The organism is Burkholderia sp. BCC1208 (genome assembly GCF_902833095.1).
GTDB lineage: Bacteria > Pseudomonadota > Gammaproteobacteria > Burkholderiales > Burkholderiaceae > Burkholderia.
In genome coordinates, this window is record NZ_CADFDY010000015.1 from 82,613 (window position 1) to 101,512 (window position 18,900).

An 18,900-nucleotide genomic window follows, 5' to 3' on the forward strand; every position below is an offset into this window, starting at 1 on the left:
CGTCATCGATTGGCAAACACGACGCGCCGGCCGGATTCGACCGGCCGGCGCGTCGTCGCATCGATGGCCGTCGTCAGATCGCCGCGATCGTCGGCGCGACGGCCGCGGGATCGGTCAGGCTCGGCTTGCCGGTCTCGACGTGCCCCGCGATGCGGCGCGTCCAGCCGGCATTGCCCGCCACCGCGAACTGCAGGTCGTACCAGTGGCTGCTGCACGACAGGTCCCAGTGCGCTTCGATGCGCTGGCCGGCCGGAACCGTCAGCGTGCGCGCCGCGCCGCCGTATGCGACATCGGTCGCGGTGACCGTCAGCGGGCCAGTGCCTGCATTGGCGATCGTCACGTACACATCGCCATTCGCGGTGTCGTAGCACGGCGTGATTTCGGGCTTGGCAGCGGCATCCGCAGCCGCCGACCCCGCGAAGCGCCGGAAATAGCCGTTCGGCCCCCACACGCTCACCAGGTAGTTGCCGTTCGCATCGAGCGCCCACGTATCGGTCAGCTGCTTGCCCGCTTCGACCGTATAGCGGCGCGGCATCGCGGTGGGGTCTCCCGTATAGACCCAGAAGTGCGCGCCCTGCGTACCGGTATTCGCGAACGTCAGCGCGTAGCCTTGCGCCTGCAACTGGCCGGTGACGTGCAATTCGTACGGCAGCGCGCGCGCCGGCCGCGTGCCCGGCTCCTGCGCGGTCACGACCTGCTGCGCGGTGCTGGCCGGCGCGGTCTGCGACGACGCGCGCGAGCATTGCAGGTCGGCCTGCGCGACATACGCCTGCGTGCTCGGCAGGCTCGGCAGCGTCGCATCCGATTTCGAGAAGTCGAGCGCCGACGTCAGGTCGCCGCAGATCGCGCGACGCCACGGCGAGATGTTGGTCTCCGTCACGCCGAAGCGCTTCTCGATGAATTGCAGCACCGACGTGTGATCGAACACCTGCGAGCACACGAAGCCGCCCTTCGACCACGGCGACACGACGAACATCGGCACGCGCGGGCCGAGGCCGTACGGCAGGTTGTCGGCCGTATACGTGCCGGCTTGCGTCGAGGTCACGACGTTGTGCCGCTCGAGCGACACGTCGACGGTGCTCATGCCGGAGCCCGGCAGCGTCGGCGCCGACGGCGGCACGACATGGTCGAAGAAGCCGTCGTTCTCGTCGTACATGATCAGCAGGACCGTCTTGCTCCACACGTCCGGATTGGACGTCAGCGCATCGAGGATCGTCGACAGGTAGTACGCGCCATACAGCGGCGTGAACTTCGGATGCTCGGAATACGCGGCGGGCGGCAGCAGCCACGACACTTGCGGCAGCGCATTCGCCTGCACGTCGGCCTTCAACTGCGTGATCGGACGCGTGCTCATCCCGCGCGTCTGCAGCGACGAACCGGCCGGCGCATTCACAAAGTTGTTGAAGCACGCCAGCATGTTGGTGCCGTAGTTGCCGGTGAAGTTGTCGAACCCGGTGCCCTGCTGATAGATCTGCCACGAGATGCCGGCTTTTTCGAGCCGTTCCGGGTAGGTCGTCCAGTTGAAGGGCGGCAGCTGCACCTTGTCGAACTGGTTGTCGATGTAGTCGGTATTGTCGAGCAACGGACCACCGCCCGTGCCGAGCGGATCGACCATGCCCGTCATCAGGTACATGCGGTTCGGGTGCGTGTTGCCCGGGATCGAGCAGAAGTAGTTGTCGCACACCGTGAACGCATCCGCGAGCGCGTAGTGAAACGGAATGTCGTCGCGAACGTGATAGCCCATCGTCATGTTCGACTTCTGCACGGCCCATTGGTCCGCGCGGCCGTTGTCGATCGCGCCGTGCGTCGTTGCCCACGTGTGCGGCAGGCCGCCGATACATTGCGCGTTGACGCCCGGATTGGTCGTGTCGTAGCGGAACGGTGCGATCACGCTCGACTTGTCCTCCTGGCGCGGCTGGAACCACACCGGCTTGCCGTTCGGCAGCGTGACCGGGAAACGGTCGTTGTAGCCGCGCACGCCGCTCAGATGACCGAGGTAGTGATCGAACGAGCGGTTCTCCTGCATGAACACGACGATGTGCTGCACATCCTGGATCGTGCCCGTCACGGTGTTCGGCTCGATCGCCAGCGCCTTGCGGATCGATTCCGGAAGCAGTGCGGTGGCGGCGGTCGCGCCGGCGAGGCCGGCCGAGAACTTCAGAAAATCGCGTCGCGAATGGATGGCCATGCTGGTTGCTCTTGATGGGTTTTCTGGTGGAAACGGCCGATATCAGGAAGCGGGCGACGAAGCAGGCGCGGTGAAACCCGGCGGGCAGCGCATCTGCGCGGTGGCGACCACGGCGCCGCCGCACGCGGCCTTCTGCTGCGCGACGGGCGCGGCGGGTGCGGTCAGGTCGTCGTTGCAGGCGCCGAGCAGGGCGGTCAGCGCGATCAGACCGGCGGCCGCGATAGGCCGTAGGGCCGACGTTCGCATAACGGTTCTCCGTGAGGATGACGACGTGACGCGGACGTGAACGCCGCGCCGGTCATATCGAAGCCGAGATGCTATGTTCGACTTGTTACACGACGGTGTCGAGCGGCGGGAAGATCGAGGTGCACGCAGGGCGCGGCACGCGGGGATGTGACGGAAACGTCGAAAGTCGTAAGTCGTTCGAAAGATTTGCGTGATTCAAGCGTACTGCTTCGTGCGTCCTCGATACCGAAGCCGCGTCGCGACGACGGCGAACGACGAAGCGCTTTCTTGCGAGCCGGCCGCCACAGCAACCGGCCCGCGTACGATAGCCAGGCTCGCTCAGCCTTCCGTCATCGTCAGCAACTGCGCGCCGTCCACGACCTGGTCGCCGACGCCGTACAGCACTTCCGCGACGATGCCCGCGCGCGGCGCGCCGATCGTGTGCTCCATCTTCATCGCTTCCATCACGATCAGCGGCGTGCCGGCTTCGACCTTCTGGCCCGGCTCGACCAGCACCGCGATCACCTTGCCGGGCATCGGCGCGGTCAAGCGGCCGCCGCCCTGCTCCGCGTCGCCGGCATGCGCGAGCATGTTGCGCCATTCGAACGTCTCGGCCGCGCCCTGCGTGAACACATGGAACGTGTCGCCGTCCGCATATACGCGCCCGCTGCCGCGCACGCCGCCGAGCGTCACCTCGAAATCGAGCGGCGTGGCGCCGCGCGTCCACGCGAACGGTTGCGCGGCCGCGTCGCCGATTGCGATACGCGTGCCGGCGCCGTCGTCCTCGTATGCGACCGTCACGTCCGCTTCGCGATCGGCCGCGTGCCATTCGAGCGTGCGGCGATAGCCGCCGTTCAGCCGCCAGTCCGGCAGCGCGCCCCACGGCGATGCGTGCCGCGCCGCACCGCGTTCGCGCGCAAGCAGCGCCGCGCATGCAAGCGCGAGCGTGGCGCGCGGCGGCTGTTGCGGCGCGAACAGCGCATCGTGATTGCGCTCGATCAGGCCCGTGTCGAGATCGGCCGTCGCGAACGGCTCGCACGCGACGATCCGCTGCAGGAACGCGGCGTTCGTATGCAGGCCGACCACTTCGCACGCGCGCAGCGCACGCAGCATCAGGCCCAGCGCTTCCGCGCGATCCGCGCCGTGGACGATCAGCTTCGCGATCATGGGATCGTAGAACGGCGTGATCGCATCGCCCTCGCGCACGCCGCTGTCGATGCGCACCGAAGCACCGATGTCGAACTCGACGCCGGCAGGCAGCCGCAGGTGCTTCAGCGTGCCCGTCGACGGCAGGAAGCCGCGCGCGGGATTCTCTGCATAAAGGCGTGCCTCGAGCGCATGGCCCTGTACCCGCAACGCCTCCTGCTTCAGCGGCAGCGGCTCGCCCGCCGCGACGCGCAGTTGCCATTCGACGAGATCGAGCCCCGTGATCATCTCGGTGACCGGATGCTCGACCTGCAGGCGCGTGTTCATCTCCATGAAGTAGAACGCTTCGCCCGTCATGATGAATTCGACGGTGCCCGCGCCGACATAGCTGACCGCGCGCGCGGCCGCGACCGCCGCTTCGCCCATCGCCTGGCGCACGTCGTCGTGCAGACCAGGCGCCGGCGCTTCCTCGAGCACCTTCTGGTGACGGCGCTGCACCGAGCAGTCGCGGTCGAACAGGTACACGGTATTGCCGTGCGTGTCGCCGAACACCTGCACCTCGACGTGGCGCGGACGCGTCAGATATTTCTCGATCAGCACGCGATCGTTGCCGAAGCTGCTCGCGGCTTCGCGCTGGCACGACGCGAGCGCCGCCCGGAAATCGTCGGAGCGCTCGACCACGCGCATCCCCTTGCCGCCACCGCCCGCGCTCGCCTTCAGCAGCACCGGATAGCCGATCGCGTCGGCTTCGCGATGCAGGTTGGCCGCATCCTGATCGTCGCCGTGATAGCCGGGCACGAGCGGCACGGCGGCCGCGTGCATCAGCGCCTTCGCGGCCGCCTTCGACCCCATCGCCGCGATGGCGTCGACCGGCGGACCGATGAACACGATGCCGGCCGCCTCGCATGCATGCGCGAAATCTTCGTTCTCCGACAGAAATCCGTAGCCGGGGTGAATCGCCTGCGCGCCGGTGGCGCGCGCGGCTTCGATGATGCGCTCGATGCGCAGGTAACTGTCTGCCGCGGCCGAGCCGCCGATGTGCACGGCCTCGTCGCATGCGGCCACGTGTTTCGCGTTCGCATCCGCGTCGGAATAGACGGCGACGCTCGCGATCCCGAGGCGTTTGCACGTCGCGGCGACGCGGCAGGCGATTTCGCCGCGGTTGGCGATCAGAATCTTGTCGAACATGGCTTCGATGTCGTCCGGTGGGTTGATGTCACGCGATCATTCACGCCACGACGGCGTGCGCTTGTCGAGGAAGGACGCGATCCCTTCCCGCGCTTCCGCGCCGGCACGGGTCTTCGCGATCCAGTCGGCGGTCTGCTCGATCAGCGTCGCGTCGAGTGCGCGGCCGGCCACGTCGGCGACGAGTCGCTTGCATGCCTTCACTGCGTCGGGGCCGTTCGCGACGAGCGTCGCGGCCAGCTTCGCGACCGTTTCGTCGAGCGCGTCGGCCGGCACCGCATCGTGAATGAAGCCGAGCGACGCGGCACGCGTGCTGTCGAACACCTCGGCCGTCGTGAAGTAGCGGCGCGCCGCGCGCTCGCCCATCGCACGGATGACGTACGGTGCGATCGTCGCGGGAATCAGCCCGAGCCGCGCTTCCGACAGGCAGAACTTCACGCCGTCCGCGGCGATCGCAATATCGGCCGCCGCGACGAGGCCCACGCCGCCCGCATACGCGTCGCCATGCACGCGCGCGATCACCGGCTTGCCGCAGCGATAAATCGCTTCGAGCATCCGCGCGAGCTTGCGCGCATCGGCGCGGTTCTCGTCGGCCGAGTAACCGGCCATCTTCTTCATCCAGTTCAGGTCCGCGCCCGCGCAGAATGCCGCGCCTTCCGCGGCGAGCACGATCGCGCGCACGTCCCGGTGCGCGTCGAGCCATTCGAACGCGGTGGTCAGCTCGGCGATCGCCGTCTCGTTGAACGCATTGCGCACGTCGGAACGCGCGAGCGTGACGGTCGCCACGCGGCCGGCTTCGCTTACCTTGATCGTTTCGTATCGCATCGGTCTGTCCTCCCGGGCGTTACATGCGGAACACGCCGAAGCGCGTGTCGTCGATCGGCGCGTTCATCGACGCGGCAAGACCGAGCCCGAGCACGTCGCGCGTCTGCGCGGGATCGATCACGCCGTCGTCCCACAGTCGCGCGCTCGCGTAATACGGATGGCCCTGGCGCTCGTACTGGTCGCGGATCGGCTGCTTGAACGCGTCCTCTTCCTCGGCCGACCACGAACCGCCCTTCGCCTCGATACCGTCGCGACGCACGGTCGCGAGCACCGACGCGGCCTGCTCGCCGCCCATCACCGAGATGCGGGCGTTCGGCCACATCCACAGGAAGCGCGGGCCGAACGCGCGGCCGCACATCCCGTAGTTGCCGGCGCCGAACGAGCCGCCGATGATCACCGTGAATTTCGGCACCTTCGCATTCGACACGGCCGTCACCATCTTCGCGCCATGCCGCGCGATGCCTTCGTTCTCGTACTTGCGCCCGACCATGAAGCCGGTGATGTTCTGCAGGAACACGAGCGGAATCTTGCGCTGGCAGCACAACTCGATGAAATGCGCGCCCTTCACGGCCGATTCGGAGAACAGGATGCCGTTGTTCGCGACGATCCCGACCGGATGGCCCCAGATGTGCGCGAACCCGGTGACGAGCGTCGTGCCGAAGCGCGCCTTGAATTCATCGAACGCCGAATCGTCGACGATGCGCGCGATCACTTCGCGCACGTCGAACGGCTTGCGCGTATCGACCGGAATCACGCCGTACAGGCTCTTCGCGTCGTAGCGCGGCGGCTTCGGCTCGCGCAGCGCGACCGGCGGCGCGATCTTCGGCGCGAGATGGCCGACGATGTTGCGCGCGATCGACAGCGCATGCGCATCGTTCCGCGCGAGATGGTCGGCCACGCCCGACAGGCGCGTGTGCACGTCGCCGCCGCCAAGATCCTCCGCGCTCACTTCCTCGCCGGTCGCGGCCTTCACGAGCGGCGGCCCGCCGAGGAAAATCGTGCCCTGGTCCTTCACGATGATCGACTCGTCGCTCATCGCCGGCACGTACGCGCCGCCGGCCGTGCACGAGCCCATCACGACGGCGATCTGCGCGATCCCCGCTGCCGACATCGTCGCCTGGTTGAAGAAGATGCGGCCGAAGTGATCGCGATCGGGAAACACGTCGTCCTGGTTCGGCAGGTTCGCGCCGCCCGAATCGACGAGGTACACGCACGGCAGCCGGTTTTCCGCGGCGATTTCCTGCGCGCGCACGTGCTTCTTCACGGTAATCGGATAGTAGGTGCCGCCCTTGACCGTCGCGTCGTTGCACACGATCACGCATTCGCGACCGGCGATACGGCCGATCCCGGTGATGACGCCCGCGCCCGGCGCGTCGTCGTTGTACATGCCGTTCGCCGCGAGCTGCGAGAACTCGAGGAACGGCGCGCCCGGATCGAGCAGTTGCGCGATGCGATCGCGCGGCAGCAGCTTGCCGCGCGACAGATGCTTGTCGCGCGCGGCCTGGCCGCCGCCCTGCGCGAGCTGTTCGATCTTCGCGCGCAGGGCGGCGACGACCGCCTCGAGCGCCGCGGCATTCGCGCGGAAGTCTTCCGAACGCGGGTTCAGTTTCGATTCGATGATCGGCATCGACAAGGCTCCGTTCGCGTGACGTGGGGCGTTACATCGTTTCCGCGAACAGCTCGCGGCCGATCAGCATCCGGCGGATCTCGCTCGTGCCGGCGCCGATCTCGTACAGCTTCGCATCGCGCCACAGGCGGCCGACCGGATATTCGTTGATGTAGCCGTTGCCGCCGAGGATCTGGATCGCCTCGCCGGCCATCCACGTCGCCTTCTCGGCCGTGTAGAGAATCACGCCCGCGCAGTCCTTGCGCACCTGGCGGATATGGTCGCTGCCCGCCGAGTCGAGATGGCGGCCCACTGCGTACAGGTACGCGCGGCACGCCTGGAACGTGGTGTACATGTCGGCGACCTTGCCCTGGATCAACTGGAATTCGCCGATCGACTGGCCGAACTGCTTGCGGTCGTGGATATACGGCACGACCGCGTCGAGACACGCGGCCATGATGCCCGTCGGGCCGCCCGACAACACCGCGCGCTCGTAGTCGAGGCCGCTCATCAGCACCTTCACGCCGCCGTTCAGTTGGCCGAGGATGTTCTCTTCCGGCACTTCGACGTCCTGGAACACCAGCTCGCCCGTGTGCGACCCGCGCATGCCGAGCTTGTCGAGCTTCTGCGCGACCGAGAAGCCCTTCATCCCCTTCTCGACGATGAAGGCGGTGATGCCGCGCGCATTCGCTTCGACGTCCGTCTTCGCGTAGACGACGAGCGTGTCGCAATCGGGGCCGTTGGTGATCCACATCTTCGTGCCGTTGAGCACATAGCGGTCGCCGCGCTTGTCCGCGCGCAGCTTCATGCTGACGACGTCGGAGCCTGCGTTCGGCTCGCTCATCGCGAGCGCGCCGATGTGTTCGCCCGACACGAGCTTCGGCAGATACTTCTGCTTTTGCGCATCGGTGCCGTTGCGGTGGATCTGGTTCACGCACAGGTTCGAGTGCGCGCCGTACGACAGGCCGATCGACGCCGACGCGCGCGAGATCTCTTCCATCGCGACCATGTGCGCGGTATAGCCCATGTTCGCGCCGCCGTATTCCTCGGCCACCGTCATGCCGAGCACGCCGAGATCGCCGAACTTTTTCCACAGATCCATCGGGAACTGGTCGGTGCGGTCGACCTCCGCCGCGCGCGGCGTGATTTCCTTCGCCGCAAACGTCGCGACGGCGTCGCGCAGCATCTCGATGTCTTCACCGAGCATGAATTGCACGCCGGGCAGGTTGATCATGTCTCCTCCGTCTCCAGAAAGTGTGTCGCACTCACCGATTTCTGAGCTTTACTCAAATCGAATGACTACGCCCATTCATTGATCCATAAAGCGGAAATTTTGCACAGTTTCGCGTCTCCACGGGTTCGGCGTCAATAGTTTTCTGAGTGATACTCAGATATGATGCGAGCATGACAGCCGCTTCCGCCGACACCATGACCGCCACCGCCAAAGCCGACCGCGCCGACACGCCGCGCGCCCCTGCCGGGCGCAAATCCCAGCAGCGCGTGCAGGACATTCTGCGCGCCGGCCGTGAAGTGTTCGCCGAAAAAGGTTACGAGCATGCGACGGCCGCCGAGATCGCGCAGCGCGTGGGCGTGTCGGAGGCGACGGTGTTCAGCTATTTCCGCGGCAAGCGCGAGCTGTGCGCGCGCGTGATCGCCGACTGGTACGACGAAATCATCGCCGCGTTCGAACACGGAATGCCGCGGGACGCGTCGGTGCAGCAGCAGTTCGCGTTCATCGTGCGCACGCACCTGCGGCTGATGCTCGTGAACGGTACGGGATTGTGCGCGCTGGTGCTGTCGGAAGGCCGCGCGAAGCAGCATGCGCTGAGCGACGAGCTCACCGCGCTGCAGCGCCGCTACACGGCGCCGCTGATGGACGTGCTCGCGCGCGGCCAGGCGGCCGGGCAGGTTCGCGCGGATCTGCCGCTGAGCCTGCTGCGCTCGATGGTGTTCGGGCCGATCGAGCACGTGCTGTGGGACGCGATCCTCGGGCACCGCAAGCTCGATACGGAAACGACGGCCACGCAGTTGATCGACATGCTGTGGGCCGCCGTGCAGCCGCCGGCGCCGGAACAGGCGGCGCTCGTGCGCTTCAGGAACGAAGTGGCCGAAGCCGTGCGGCGGCTGGAAGGCGAAGCGTCACGCGCGTGACGCCGCCGGGCAGCGCGGCGGCCGCCCCACCGCCGCTTCCGCACCGTCGCTCAGAGGTGGGCGCTGCTACGAATCCTCGCTGACGCGCAGCGGCGCGCGGCTCTGCTCGTTGTTCAAATGGACGAACTTGCGCAACAGGCGCATCAGTTCCTGCGAATCGTCGTCGCCCATCCCGTCGAACAGGCCGGCGCGCAGCTCCTGCACCGACGGAATCAGATGCGTGAGCAGTTCGGCGCCCGCCGGCGTCAACAGCAGGCGCCGCTGACGCCGCGGCAGCACTTCACGGACGATCAATCCCTTCGCTTCGAGCCGGACCGCGAGATCGGCAGTGGTCGACGTGTCGAGCGCCACGCGCTGCGCGAGCGTCACCTGATCGAGCCCCGGACACTCGTACAGCATCCGCAGCACCGCGTACTGCACGGGCGTCACGTCCCGGCCCAGCTTCTCGTAGAACATCGCAACCGCGATCTGGTGTGCGCGCCGGATCAGGTGCCCGGGTTCGTCGTACAGATCGAGCGGAAAAGCCGGCAGGCCGGCGGGATTCGTTTTTTCCATGAATGAGTCGATGACATAGGCGGCGCGCGCCGTTGCGCACGCCGACGGCATGGCGCCGTCTCGCGCCAGTTCCCGGGAAAACCAGTATACCGCTCGCCTTGCTCCCGCCAATCTCGATGAGTACACTGAATCTCATTCAGTACACGGAATTACGAATTGCCGCGTAACGGCGGCACCGCCCTGAAGGAGACGACGAACGTGTTTCTCAAGAACGCTTGGTATGTGGCCTGCACGCCCGATGAAATCGACGGCAAGCCGCTGGGCCGCAAGATCTGCAACGAGTCGATGGTGTTTTACCGCGCGGCGGACGGCCAGGTGGCCGCGCTCGAGGATTTCTGCCCGCACCGCGGCGCGCCGCTGTCGCTGGGGTTCGTGCGCGACGGCGTGCTCGTATGCGGCTATCACGGGCTGGAAATGGGTTGCAACGGCAAGGCGACCGGCATGCCGGGCCAGCGCGTCGGCGGTTTCCCGCCGGTTCGCAGCTTCCCGGCGGTCGAGCGGTACGGCTTCGTGTGGGCCTGGCCAGGGGACGCGTCCGAAGCCGATCCCGCCAAACTGCCCGCGCTGGCATGGGCCGAGGATCCCGCCTGGGCGCACGGCGGCGGCCTGTATCACATTCGCTGCGACTACCGGCTGATGATCGACAACCTGATGGACCTCACGCACGAGACCTACGTGCATGCGACGAGCATCGGCCAGAAGGAAATCGACGAAGCGGCGCCGAAGACGACCAGCCACGGCGACGAAGTCGTCACGAGCCGCTTCATGGAGAACGTGATGCCGCCGTCGTTCTGGCGGATGGCGCTGCGCGGCAACGGGCTCGCCGACGACGTGCCGGTCGACCGCTGGCAGATCTGCCGCTTCACGCCGCCGAGCCACGTGATGATCGAAGTGGGCGTCGCGCATGCGGGCCACGGCGGCTACGACGCGCCGGCGGACAAGAAGGCGTCGTCGATCGTGGTCGACTTCATCACGCCCGAGACGGACACGTCGATCTGGTACTTCTGGGGGATGGCGCGCAACTTCCGGCCCGACGATCACGCGCTGACCGCCGAGATCCGCGAAGGACAGGGCAAGATCTTCGCGGAGGATCTCGAAATGCTCGAGCGACAGCAGCGCAATCTCGAACAGTGGCCCGAGCGCAAGCTCCTCAAGCTCAACATCGACGCCGGCGGCGTGCTGTCGCGCAAGGTGATCGACCGGCTGCTCGCCGCCGAAAACGCGGCGAGCCCGCAGCGGCCCGTGATTCCGGTCGCGCCCGTCAAGGAGGCGTCATGAACGACGCGACATTGACGGTCCGGGTGGCCCGCAAATGGCAGGAAGCGCGCGACATCTGCGGCTTCGAACTGGTCAGCGACGACGGCTCGCCATTGCCGCGCTTCGACGCCGGCGCCCATATCGACGTGCATCTGCCGGGCGGGCTCGTGCGCCAGTACTCGCTGTGCAATCACCCGGAGCAACGCGATCGCTATCAGATCGCGGTGCTGCGCGATGCCGAAGGTCGCGGCGGATCGCGCGCGATTCACGACGAAGTCCGGCAAGGCGACACCGTGCGGATCGGTATGCCGCGCAATCAATTCCCGCTCGCATCCGACGCGCCGCATCATCTGTTGCTCGCCGGCGGAATCGGTGTCACGCCGATTCTCAGCATGGCGGAACGGCTGTTCTCGTCCGGCACGCCGTTCGACATGCACTACTGCGCGCGTTCGGCCGATCGCATGGCCTTCGCCGAGCGGATCAATGGGGCCGGGTTTCGCGATCGCGCCCGCTTCCACGTCGACGACGGCGACCCCGCGCAACGTTTCGACCTGGCTTCCGTGCTCGCCGGCGCGCCCGACGGCACGCACCTGTACGTATGCGGCCCGCGCGGCTTCATGGATGCAGTGCTGAACGCGGCACGCGAGCGCGGCTGGAGTGAAGCGCGACTGCATTACGAGTTCTTCGGCGGCGCGGTCGTGTCGTCCGGCGCCGATCGCGCATTCCAGGTGCGGATCGCGAGCAGCGGCAAGGTGATCGACGTGCCGGCCGACTGCACGGCCATCGCGGCGCTGGCGGCGAATGGCGTCGACGTGCTGACGTCGTGCGAGCAAGGCGTGTGCGGCACCTGCGTGACCCGCGTGCTCGAAGGCGAGCCCGATCATCGCGATGCATATCTCACCGACGACGAAAAGGCCGCCGGCGACCAGTTCATGCCGTGCTGCTCGCGGTCGCGAACCGAGCTGCTGGTACTCGATCTGTAGACCTGTAGATCGGTAGATGGACCGCCCGACACGCGGCGGCCAATCGCAATACTGGAACGATCAACGGCGCATCCTGGCCGGCCATCGATCAAGACACCTGAATTCCCGACCGATCAATGGCACTGCAACCCGGACCCGCTCGACCATCGCGCTCGGTGCGCGCCCATCGCTCGGCTCAATCGGCGAGCCGGCAATGCGACAGTTTCAACCCCGGCAGCACCGGCGCGTCGATATAGCCTTCGTTCACACAGCTGAACCGGAACGCCGCGGACGTGACGAACGGCTTGATCTCGCCGCCGGGAAATTTCGGCTTCAGCGCGCCTTGATCCGCCACGTCGAAATGCGTGTCGAACTGCTCGCCGTCGGCCGTCAGCGCACCGAAATACGTGCCATCCGGATCGCTGCCCATCCGGATCACGGCGCCGACGAACGTGACGCGCTTGCCGTCGTACTTCGCCTTCGCGGCGGCCATGTCCTGCGTATAGGCCTCGATCATCGCGCCGTAGTGCGCGTCGATCGCGGGTTCGGCGTTCGAAGCCGCACACGCGGCCTGGTCAACACCCGTCAGCAGCGCGCAGGCCGCAAGCGCGGCCGCCGCGAACGGCGCGGAAATCTTCTTCAAGGGTGGTCTCCCGTCCAGCGTGGTGGTTGAAGTCATCGAAGCCCGGCGTGATGCCGGGTGAATGCGCTTGCGTCGCTTCAATCGTTCGAATGGCGGTACACGGCTGCGATCACTTCATTGCCCGCGTGGTCGTGCGCGATGCGTGGCGTCGCGCTGAACGCGACGTGACAGGAAGATGGCATGGTGCGGCCCCCGGCTCTCTCGTTGAATTTCACTGCGTCTGATTTTGGCCGCTACGGTAGCAGACTGCCGGCAGGCCGGCAATCGAGCGGCGGGCGCTGCCCGGTCGACTCATTACAATTGCAAACGATTCTCATTACGGATATCATGCGCGTCCTGGTCCAACGCAACGCCGCGGCCCGCAACATGATCCTCAGCATTCCTCTTCCTGCATCGATTCATGCCATTCCGTCGAACGCCCCGCCGTGCCCGGACCTTGCGTCCGTGGCGCACACGCCTGCCGGTCCTGCTCACCCTGTGCGCCGCGAGCGGTGCACAGGCGGCCGGCGCTGAACCCGTTGCGCCCGCAACCGCCGCTGCGGCGGCCGCCGAACACGAACTCCCGGCGATCAGCGTCAACGCGTCGGCTGCCATCGATCCGACGATCGGCTATCAGCCGCGCACGACGAGCATCGCGGGCGGCGACGACCGCGCGCTGAAGGAGATCCCGCAATCGGTCGCGGTGGTCAGCAGCAGCGTGATGCAGGACCAGCAGGCGTGCTCGCTCGACGACGTGCTCGGCAACATCAGCGGTGTCACGCAGACGAACACGCTCGGCGGCACGCGCGACGCGTTCGTCAAGCGCGGCTTCGGATCGAACAACGACGGCTCGGTACTGGTCGACGGCGTGCGTACGCCGGTGCTGCACAGCTATCTCGCGACGATCGATCGCGTCGAAGTGCTGAAGGGCCCCGCTTCGCTGCTGTACGGGATGCAGGACCCGGGCGGCGTGATCAACCTCGTCACGCGCAAACCGGAAGACACGTTCGGCGGCTCGATCTCCGCGTCGCGCACGAACCACGGCGGCAGCAACGCGCAGTTCAATCTCACGGGGCCGCTCGGCAAGCCCGGGCAAGTCGCGGGCGGCACGCTCGTATTCCGGCTGACCGGCGAATACGACACGAGCCGCTACTGGCGTAGCTTCGGCCGCGAACGCAATGCGCTGATCGCGCCCGCGCTGTCGTGGCACGACGCGAACACGTCGATCGACGTCAGCTACCAGTACGTCGACTACACGACGCCGTTCGACCGCGGCACCGTGCTCGTGAACGGTCGCCCCGACGATGCGCTGCGCTATCGCCGCTACGAGGAAGCGTGGTCGCAAAGCACCGGCATCCAGGAAACGCTGCGGACGCGCATCGAGCACCGCTTCTCCGATGCATGGCGCGTGCGCGCGACCTACGGCTGGGGCCGCGACCGTTACGATCAGTTCATCACGCGCGCCACCGCGTTCAACAGCAGGACCGGCGCACTGACGCGCTCGTCCGATGCGAACCTCGGACGCAACGATTCCGATCAGATCGCGACGCTCGGCCTGCTCGGCAACGTGACGCTCGCGGGGATGCACCACGCGATCTACGTCGGCGGCGAATACGAGCGGCAGCGCAGCTTCCGCGGCGACACGATCCGCGGCAAGGCGACGACGGGCTTCAATCTCTACGATCCCGTGTACGGCCTGCTCGCGCCCGGCGGCATACCCAATACGAAGCAGAGCGATTCGCGCTCGGTCGTGCATGCGTATTCGACGATCGTGCAGGACTCGGTGAAGATCACCGAGCGCCTCACCGCGGTAGGCGGGCTGCGCTGGGAAAACTGGCAACAGGAATCGGGGATGGGCCGGCCGTTCGTGTTCGCCGACCGCTCGCGCGGCAGCGTCTGGCTGCCGCAGTTCGGGCTCGCGTATGCGCTCACGCCGGCGCTGACCGCGTACGCGAACGTGAGCCGCTCGTTCAAGCCGAACGTCGCGTCGAACGTCGCGGCGCCGCTTGCGCCGGAATACGGCCGCGTGCTCGAGGCCGGGTTCAAGTTCAGCCTGAAGCCCGCGATCACGGGCACGCTGGCCGTGTACCAGATCGACAAGCGCAACGTCGCGGTCACGGTCGGCGAGATCACGTCGACGATCGGCACCGCGCGCTCGCGTGGGATCGAACTGGACGTCGCCGGGCAAATCACGCGCCACCTGAGCGTGATCGGCAGCTACGCGTATACGAACGCGAACGATCGCGACAGCAACACGCCGCTCGTCAACGTCGCGCGCCACACGGGCAGCCTGTTCGCGGTATACGACACGGCCATCGCGAACCTGCCCGGGCGCTGGCGCTTCGGCGGCGGGGCGCGGCTCGTCGGCGCCCGCTCGGGCGACACGGCGAACAGCTTCACGCTGCCCGGCTACGTGACCGTCGACGCGTTCGCGGCGTACGAAACGACGATCGGCAAGTTTCCGACCCGCTTCCAGCTCAACGTGAAGAACCTGCTCGACAAGACCTACTACCCGTCGAGCAACAACAACCTGATCGTCGCGGTCGGCGAGCCGCGGCTCGTCACGCTGACGACGACTGTTTCGTTCTGAGCCGGTGGCGGCCGGCGTGCGCGCCCTGCCGCCCCGTCACTCCACCCGGGACGGACAGACCCGGTAGAACACGACGGCGCACAGCAACAGGAAGCCGGCGAGGATGTACATGCCGGTCCGGATACCCGCATAGCCGATGATCAGCGAGCCGAGTACGCCCGACAGGCTCCCGCACGAATTGATCAGCGCCAGGCCGGCGGCCGCTGCCGCGCCCGACAGCACGCGCCCCGGCAGCGTCCAGTAGATCGGCATCAGCGACAGGATGCCCGAGGTCGCGACCGTCAGCATGACCAATGAAAACCAGAAGCTGTCGTGTGCATAGGTCGCGAGAAACAGGCCGATAGCGGCCAGCAGAACGGGCACCACGCCATGCCGGCGCAAGCGGCCGGATTTCTCCGCGCGCCTGGCGTTCACGTACATGCAGATCGCCGCGACGCCAAACGGAATCGCCGTCAACAATCCGACACCGAAGCTGTTCGCGATCCCGGCATCGTGAAAGAGCGTCGGCATCCAGAACGTCAGCCCATAGAATCCCGTGTTGAACAGGATCATCACCACGATCAGCGCATAGATTTTCGGGGATCGGAACGCGTCGGCCACGCGATGCGACTTGAGCGCGGCCTCCTTCGCGACATTCGACTCGATGATCCGCTTTTCGCTCGGCGTCAACCAGTCGACGTCGGCCGGCTTGTTCCGCAGCAACATCAGGATGACGATGCCCAGCACCACGGACGGCAGGCCTTCGATCAGGAACAGCCACTGCCATCCCTTGATGCCCGCCACGCCGCCCAGCGTGTCCATGATCGCGCCCGACAGCGGCGCACCGAACATCACCGCGATCGGCAGCGCCATCAGGAACAACGAATACATTCCGCTCTGGCGCCGCGCCGGCAGCCACGTATTGGTGTAGTACATCACGCCCGGCACGAAGCCGGCCTCGCAGACACCCAGCAGGAAGCGCAGCGAATAGAACGCGGTCGGGTTCTTCGAGAACACCATCAGGATCGACACGATCCCCCACGTGATCATGATCCGCGCGATCCACGCCCGTGCGCCGACCCGCCGGAGGACCAGGTTGCTCGGAATCTCGAACAGCATGTAGCCCCAGAAGAACACGCTGGCGCCGAGCGCGAACGACGTGTTCGTCAGGCCGAAATCGGCCGTCATCTGCAATTTCGCGAAACCGATGTTGACCCGGTCGAGATAGGACATGATGAACCCGATGAAGAACAGCGGGACGATCCTGTGTATCACCTTCCGGTACAACGCGTCTTCCTGCTCCATCTCGATGCCTGCGTCCAGCGCAAGCGCGACATCCGCCTTCATGATCAGTTCTCCAGATGAAAACACGATCTATCCCGCGATCGGACCGATCTTCGCGCCCATGCCTTCCGCATGTTGCGCGCGCCGGCCAGGGGCGCCTGCCGGCGCCGCGTCAGGAAGCGGACAGCGCGCCTGCCTGTGCGAGCGAGCACACCTCGGCCCAGATGCCGTCATCGACGGCAATGCCGTGCTGCTTCTGTTCGATACGGGTCCGGAGCGCGCTCTGCCCGGGGTAGAGCACCTCGCGGCTGTCTTCCGCGTGCTCCGACCCATTCACGTAGTCGGCCACGCTATCGGCCACCGTGTTCGTGAACGCTTCGCCGCCGAGCTTGCGCGGGTCGATCAGGATGAAGATCTGCGAGCAGCCCGTACAGCTTCCCTGTTGCACGGCGTCGATTCCGTTCGTGGCGATCCCTTCCGACAACACGGCTGCCAGCACGTCGAGCAAGATCGCGAATCCCGATCCCTTCCAATAGCCCATCGGCAGAATCCGCATCGACGCTTCGATCGGACCGGGCTCGACGGTCAGCTTCCCCTCGCTGTCGAAGCCGGCGGGGAACGGCATGTTGTTTCCCTTGAGCCGGGTCGCTTGCAGTTTTCCGTACGAATACTGCGACATCGCCATGTCCAGCACGATATGGCCTTTCTCGCGCGGCACGGCCATCACGAACGGGTTGTTGCCGACGCGCGGATTCCTGCCGCCCCAGCCCGGCATGCACGATTCGGTGTTCGTCCAGCAGATCGCGATGTAGCCGCGATCCGCCGCATGCCAGCCATAGGTGCCGCCGCGCATCCAGTGGGTCGTATTGCGCAGCGCGACGATGCCGACGCCTTGCGCGTCGGCGATCTCCATCGCCCGCTCCGTCGCGGACAGCGCATTGAGAATGCCCGGGCCGCGATTACCGTCGAGAATCTCGATGGCGCCGAACTGCTTGACCGGCGCCGGTGCGCCCGCCAGGTTCACCCAGCCCTTCCTGACGTAGTCGACGAAGCGCGCGACACGATTGATGCCGTGGGAATTGACGCCGTCGCAAGTCGATTCGGCGTGGACCCGCGCGCAGATTCCGGCATCGCGTTCGTTCATGCCGGCATTCAAGAGTGCCAACTGAATGGCACCCTGCATTTCATCAAACGAAACTCGGGCCACGATGTCTGTCTCCTGATGTTTTATTGATTCCGTCTACCGACGGGCTGGCCGGTAACCGGCAGCCGGCATCAACCGCCCGCGAAGTCGAGCAGGATCTTGCAGCTTTCCGCGGGATTGCGCTCGGCCATCTCGAACGCCTGCGCGACGTCGTGAAAACTCACCTTGTGCGTGACGATGTGCTCGGGCTGGATCAGGCCGCGACCGATCCAGTCGATCACCTGCGGGAACATCGCGCAGTTGAGCCGCGACGCGGCGAGCGTCAGCTCCTTCTTCGTCAGCTCGGCCTGCACGATCGAGGACGGCTCCGACGAGAAGCCGAGCACGCCGATCCGGCCGGCCGGCGCGGCGATCTTCACGGCCTCCTCGAGAATCGACGGATGGCAGACCGCATCGAAGATCAGCGTCGGGCCGCCGTCGACGCCGCGCTTCTCCAGTGCATCGGGCAGCGACTCGACGCTCGTGTCGATGATCTCGTCCTCCGCCGCGCCGCACTTGCGCGCGAGCTGCAGCCGCGCGTCGAGACGGTCGGTGATGAACGCGCGAATGCCGTACACGCGCTTGAGCACCTGCAGGATCGTCAGCCCGACGGTGCCGGCGCCGTAGATCAACGCGACATCGCCCGGCAGCACGCCGGTGCGCGACGTCGCGTTCGCGGCCACCGCGAACGGCTCGACGATCGCCGCACACGTATCGGCAATCTCGTCCGGAATCCGGTACGCGTTGCCGGCCGGCACGCACGTGTACTCGCTGAAGCCGCCGTCGCGATGCACGCCGAGCACGGTCAGGTGCCGGCATACGTTGCGGCGGCCGATGGTGCACGCATGGCAATGCCCGCAGCTGATCACCGGATCGACCGCGACGATCTCGCCGAGCCGCGCGGCGTCGACGCCCGCGCCCACCGACTCGATCGTCCCGACGAATTCGTGGCCGATGATGCGCGGGTACGACACGAACGGGTTCTTGCCGTGAAAGATATGCAGGTCCGACCCGCAGATGCCCGCATAGCGGACCTTCACGCGCACTTCGCCGGCGGCGGGCGCGGGCAGCGGCACCTCGCGCACGCTCATGCTGTTCGGACGATCGACAACGACGCTCAACATTTCGGTTCTCTCCTTCGA

The 18,900-nt window shown here is 66.5% G+C and carries 15 protein-coding genes; 4 read left to right on the forward strand and 11 right to left on the reverse strand.

What is annotated here, in order from left to right:
• Positions 1-73: 73 nt before the first annotated feature.
• The 6 genes from HWX09_RS31640 to HWX09_RS31665 form a co-directional block, all read right to left on the reverse strand.
• Positions 74-2,188: a phospholipase C, phosphocholine-specific gene (locus HWX09_RS31640; RefSeq protein ID WP_027781430.1), complete on the reverse strand. Its 2,115-nt coding sequence runs from the start codon at positions 2,186-2,188 to the stop codon at positions 74-76.
• 42 nt (positions 2,189-2,230) lie between these two features.
• On the reverse strand, positions 2,231-2,434 hold the full coding sequence (locus tag HWX09_RS31645) for a hypothetical protein (protein WP_027781431.1): 204 nt from the start codon (positions 2,432-2,434) through the stop codon (positions 2,231-2,233).
• Positions 2,435-2,752: 318 nt separating this feature from the next.
• A complete protein-coding gene (locus tag HWX09_RS31650) occupies positions 2,753-4,747 on the reverse strand; it encodes an acetyl/propionyl/methylcrotonyl-CoA carboxylase subunit alpha (protein ID WP_027781432.1) in 1,995 nt (664 codons plus the stop codon).
• A 36-nt stretch (positions 4,748-4,783) separates the two neighbouring features.
• The gene (locus HWX09_RS31655) at positions 4,784-5,569 is read right to left on the reverse strand and encodes an enoyl-CoA hydratase/isomerase family protein (protein ID WP_027781433.1); all 786 of its coding nucleotides are present in this window, start codon (positions 5,567-5,569) and stop codon (positions 4,784-4,786) included.
• 19 nt (positions 5,570-5,588) lie between these two features.
• A complete protein-coding gene (locus HWX09_RS31660; RefSeq protein ID WP_027781434.1) occupies positions 5,589-7,196 on the reverse strand; it encodes a carboxyl transferase domain-containing protein in 1,608 nt (535 codons plus the stop codon).
• A gap of 31 nt (positions 7,197-7,227) precedes the next feature.
• Positions 7,228-8,409 carry an isovaleryl-CoA dehydrogenase gene (locus HWX09_RS31665; RefSeq protein ID WP_027781435.1) on the reverse strand — a complete coding sequence of 394 codons (1,182 nt, stop codon included), beginning with the start codon at positions 8,407-8,409 and terminating at the stop codon, positions 7,228-7,230.
• Between the two features lie 170 nt (positions 8,410-8,579).
• On the opposite strand from HWX09_RS31665, the gene HWX09_RS31670 reads away from it, so the two are divergent.
• On the forward strand, positions 8,580-9,326 hold the full coding sequence (locus HWX09_RS31670; RefSeq protein ID WP_027781436.1) for a TetR/AcrR family transcriptional regulator: 747 nt from the start codon (positions 8,580-8,582) through the stop codon (positions 9,324-9,326).
• Positions 9,327-9,392: 66 nt separating this feature from the next.
• On the opposite strand, the gene HWX09_RS31675 is transcribed toward HWX09_RS31670, so the two are convergent.
• Positions 9,393-9,881: a MarR family winged helix-turn-helix transcriptional regulator gene (locus HWX09_RS31675; protein WP_027781437.1), complete on the reverse strand. Its 489-nt coding sequence runs from the start codon at positions 9,879-9,881 to the stop codon at positions 9,393-9,395.
• 198 nt (positions 9,882-10,079) lie between these two features.
• Here HWX09_RS31675 and HWX09_RS31680 point away from each other — a divergent pair, with 198 nt between their 5' ends.
• Both HWX09_RS31680 and HWX09_RS31685 read left to right on the forward strand, forming a co-directional pair.
• Entirely contained in the window at positions 10,080-11,159 is a 1,080-nt protein-coding gene (locus tag HWX09_RS31680; protein ID WP_027781438.1) for an aromatic ring-hydroxylating dioxygenase subunit alpha, read from the forward strand.
• Complete coding sequence (locus tag HWX09_RS31685) at positions 11,156-12,121, forward strand: PDR/VanB family oxidoreductase (protein ID WP_027781439.1); 966 nt, start codon at positions 11,156-11,158, stop codon at positions 12,119-12,121. The genes HWX09_RS31680 and HWX09_RS31685 overlap by 4 nt, the downstream gene beginning before the upstream one ends.
• Positions 12,122-12,296: 175 nt before the next feature.
• On the opposite strand, the gene HWX09_RS31690 is transcribed toward HWX09_RS31685, so the two are convergent.
• Complete coding sequence (locus tag HWX09_RS31690) at positions 12,297-12,743, reverse strand: hypothetical protein (protein ID WP_027781440.1); 447 nt, start codon at positions 12,741-12,743, stop codon at positions 12,297-12,299.
• Between the two features lie 400 nt (positions 12,744-13,143).
• Here HWX09_RS31690 and HWX09_RS31695 point away from each other — a divergent pair, with 400 nt between their 5' ends.
• Entirely contained in the window at positions 13,144-15,312 is a 2,169-nt protein-coding gene (locus HWX09_RS31695; RefSeq protein ID WP_027781441.1) for a TonB-dependent siderophore receptor, read from the forward strand.
• A 36-nt stretch (positions 15,313-15,348) separates the two neighbouring features.
• On the opposite strand, the gene HWX09_RS31700 is transcribed toward HWX09_RS31695, so the two are convergent.
• The 3 genes from HWX09_RS31700 to HWX09_RS31710 form a co-directional block, all read right to left on the reverse strand.
• A complete protein-coding gene (locus HWX09_RS31700; RefSeq protein ID WP_027781442.1) occupies positions 15,349-16,638 on the reverse strand; it encodes an MFS transporter in 1,290 nt (429 codons plus the stop codon).
• 109 nt (positions 16,639-16,747) lie between these two features.
• Positions 16,748-17,782: a 3-dehydro-L-gulonate 2-dehydrogenase gene (gene yiaK, locus HWX09_RS31705; RefSeq protein WP_027781443.1), complete on the reverse strand. Its 1,035-nt coding sequence runs from the start codon at positions 17,780-17,782 to the stop codon at positions 16,748-16,750.
• Between the two features lie 68 nt (positions 17,783-17,850).
• Complete coding sequence (locus HWX09_RS31710) at positions 17,851-18,882, reverse strand: Zn-dependent oxidoreductase (protein ID WP_027781444.1); 1,032 nt, start codon at positions 18,880-18,882, stop codon at positions 17,851-17,853.
• Between the last annotated feature and the right edge of the window lie 18 nt (positions 18,883-18,900).

Bases quoted from the DNA above. Each gene is read 5' to 3' on its own strand.
- HWX09_RS31660 (WP_027781434.1), bottom strand. From the start codon at position 7,196: ATGCCGATCATCGAATCGAAACTGAACCCGCGTTCGGAAGACTTCCGC.
- HWX09_RS31650 (WP_027781432.1), bottom strand. From the start codon at position 4,747: ATGTTCGACAAGATTCTGATCGCCAACCGCGGCGAAATCGCCTGCCGC.
- HWX09_RS31655 (WP_027781433.1), bottom strand. From the start codon at position 5,569: ATGCGATACGAAACGATCAAGGTAAGCGAAGCCGGCCGCGTGGCGACC.
- HWX09_RS31685 (WP_027781439.1), top strand. From the start codon at position 11,156: ATGAACGACGCGACATTGACGGTCCGGGTGGCCCGCAAATGGCAGGAA.
- HWX09_RS31665 (WP_027781435.1), bottom strand. From the start codon at position 8,409: ATGATCAACCTGCCCGGCGTGCAATTCATGCTCGGTGAAGACATCGAG.
- HWX09_RS31670 (WP_027781436.1), top strand. From the start codon at position 8,580: ATGACAGCCGCTTCCGCCGACACCATGACCGCCACCGCCAAAGCCGAC.
- HWX09_RS31700 (WP_027781442.1), bottom strand. From the start codon at position 16,638: ATGAAGGCGGATGTCGCGCTTGCGCTGGACGCAGGCATCGAGATGGAG.
- HWX09_RS31675 (WP_027781437.1), bottom strand. From the start codon at position 9,881: ATGGAAAAAACGAATCCCGCCGGCCTGCCGGCTTTTCCGCTCGATCTG.
- HWX09_RS31695 (WP_027781441.1), top strand. From the start codon at position 13,144: ATGCCATTCCGTCGAACGCCCCGCCGTGCCCGGACCTTGCGTCCGTGG.
- HWX09_RS31645 (WP_027781431.1), bottom strand. From the start codon at position 2,434: ATGCGAACGTCGGCCCTACGGCCTATCGCGGCCGCCGGTCTGATCGCG.
- HWX09_RS31640 (WP_027781430.1), bottom strand. From the start codon at position 2,188: ATGGCCATCCATTCGCGACGCGATTTTCTGAAGTTCTCGGCCGGCCTC.
- HWX09_RS31710 (WP_027781444.1), bottom strand. From the start codon at position 18,882: ATGTTGAGCGTCGTTGTCGATCGTCCGAACAGCATGAGCGTGCGCGAG.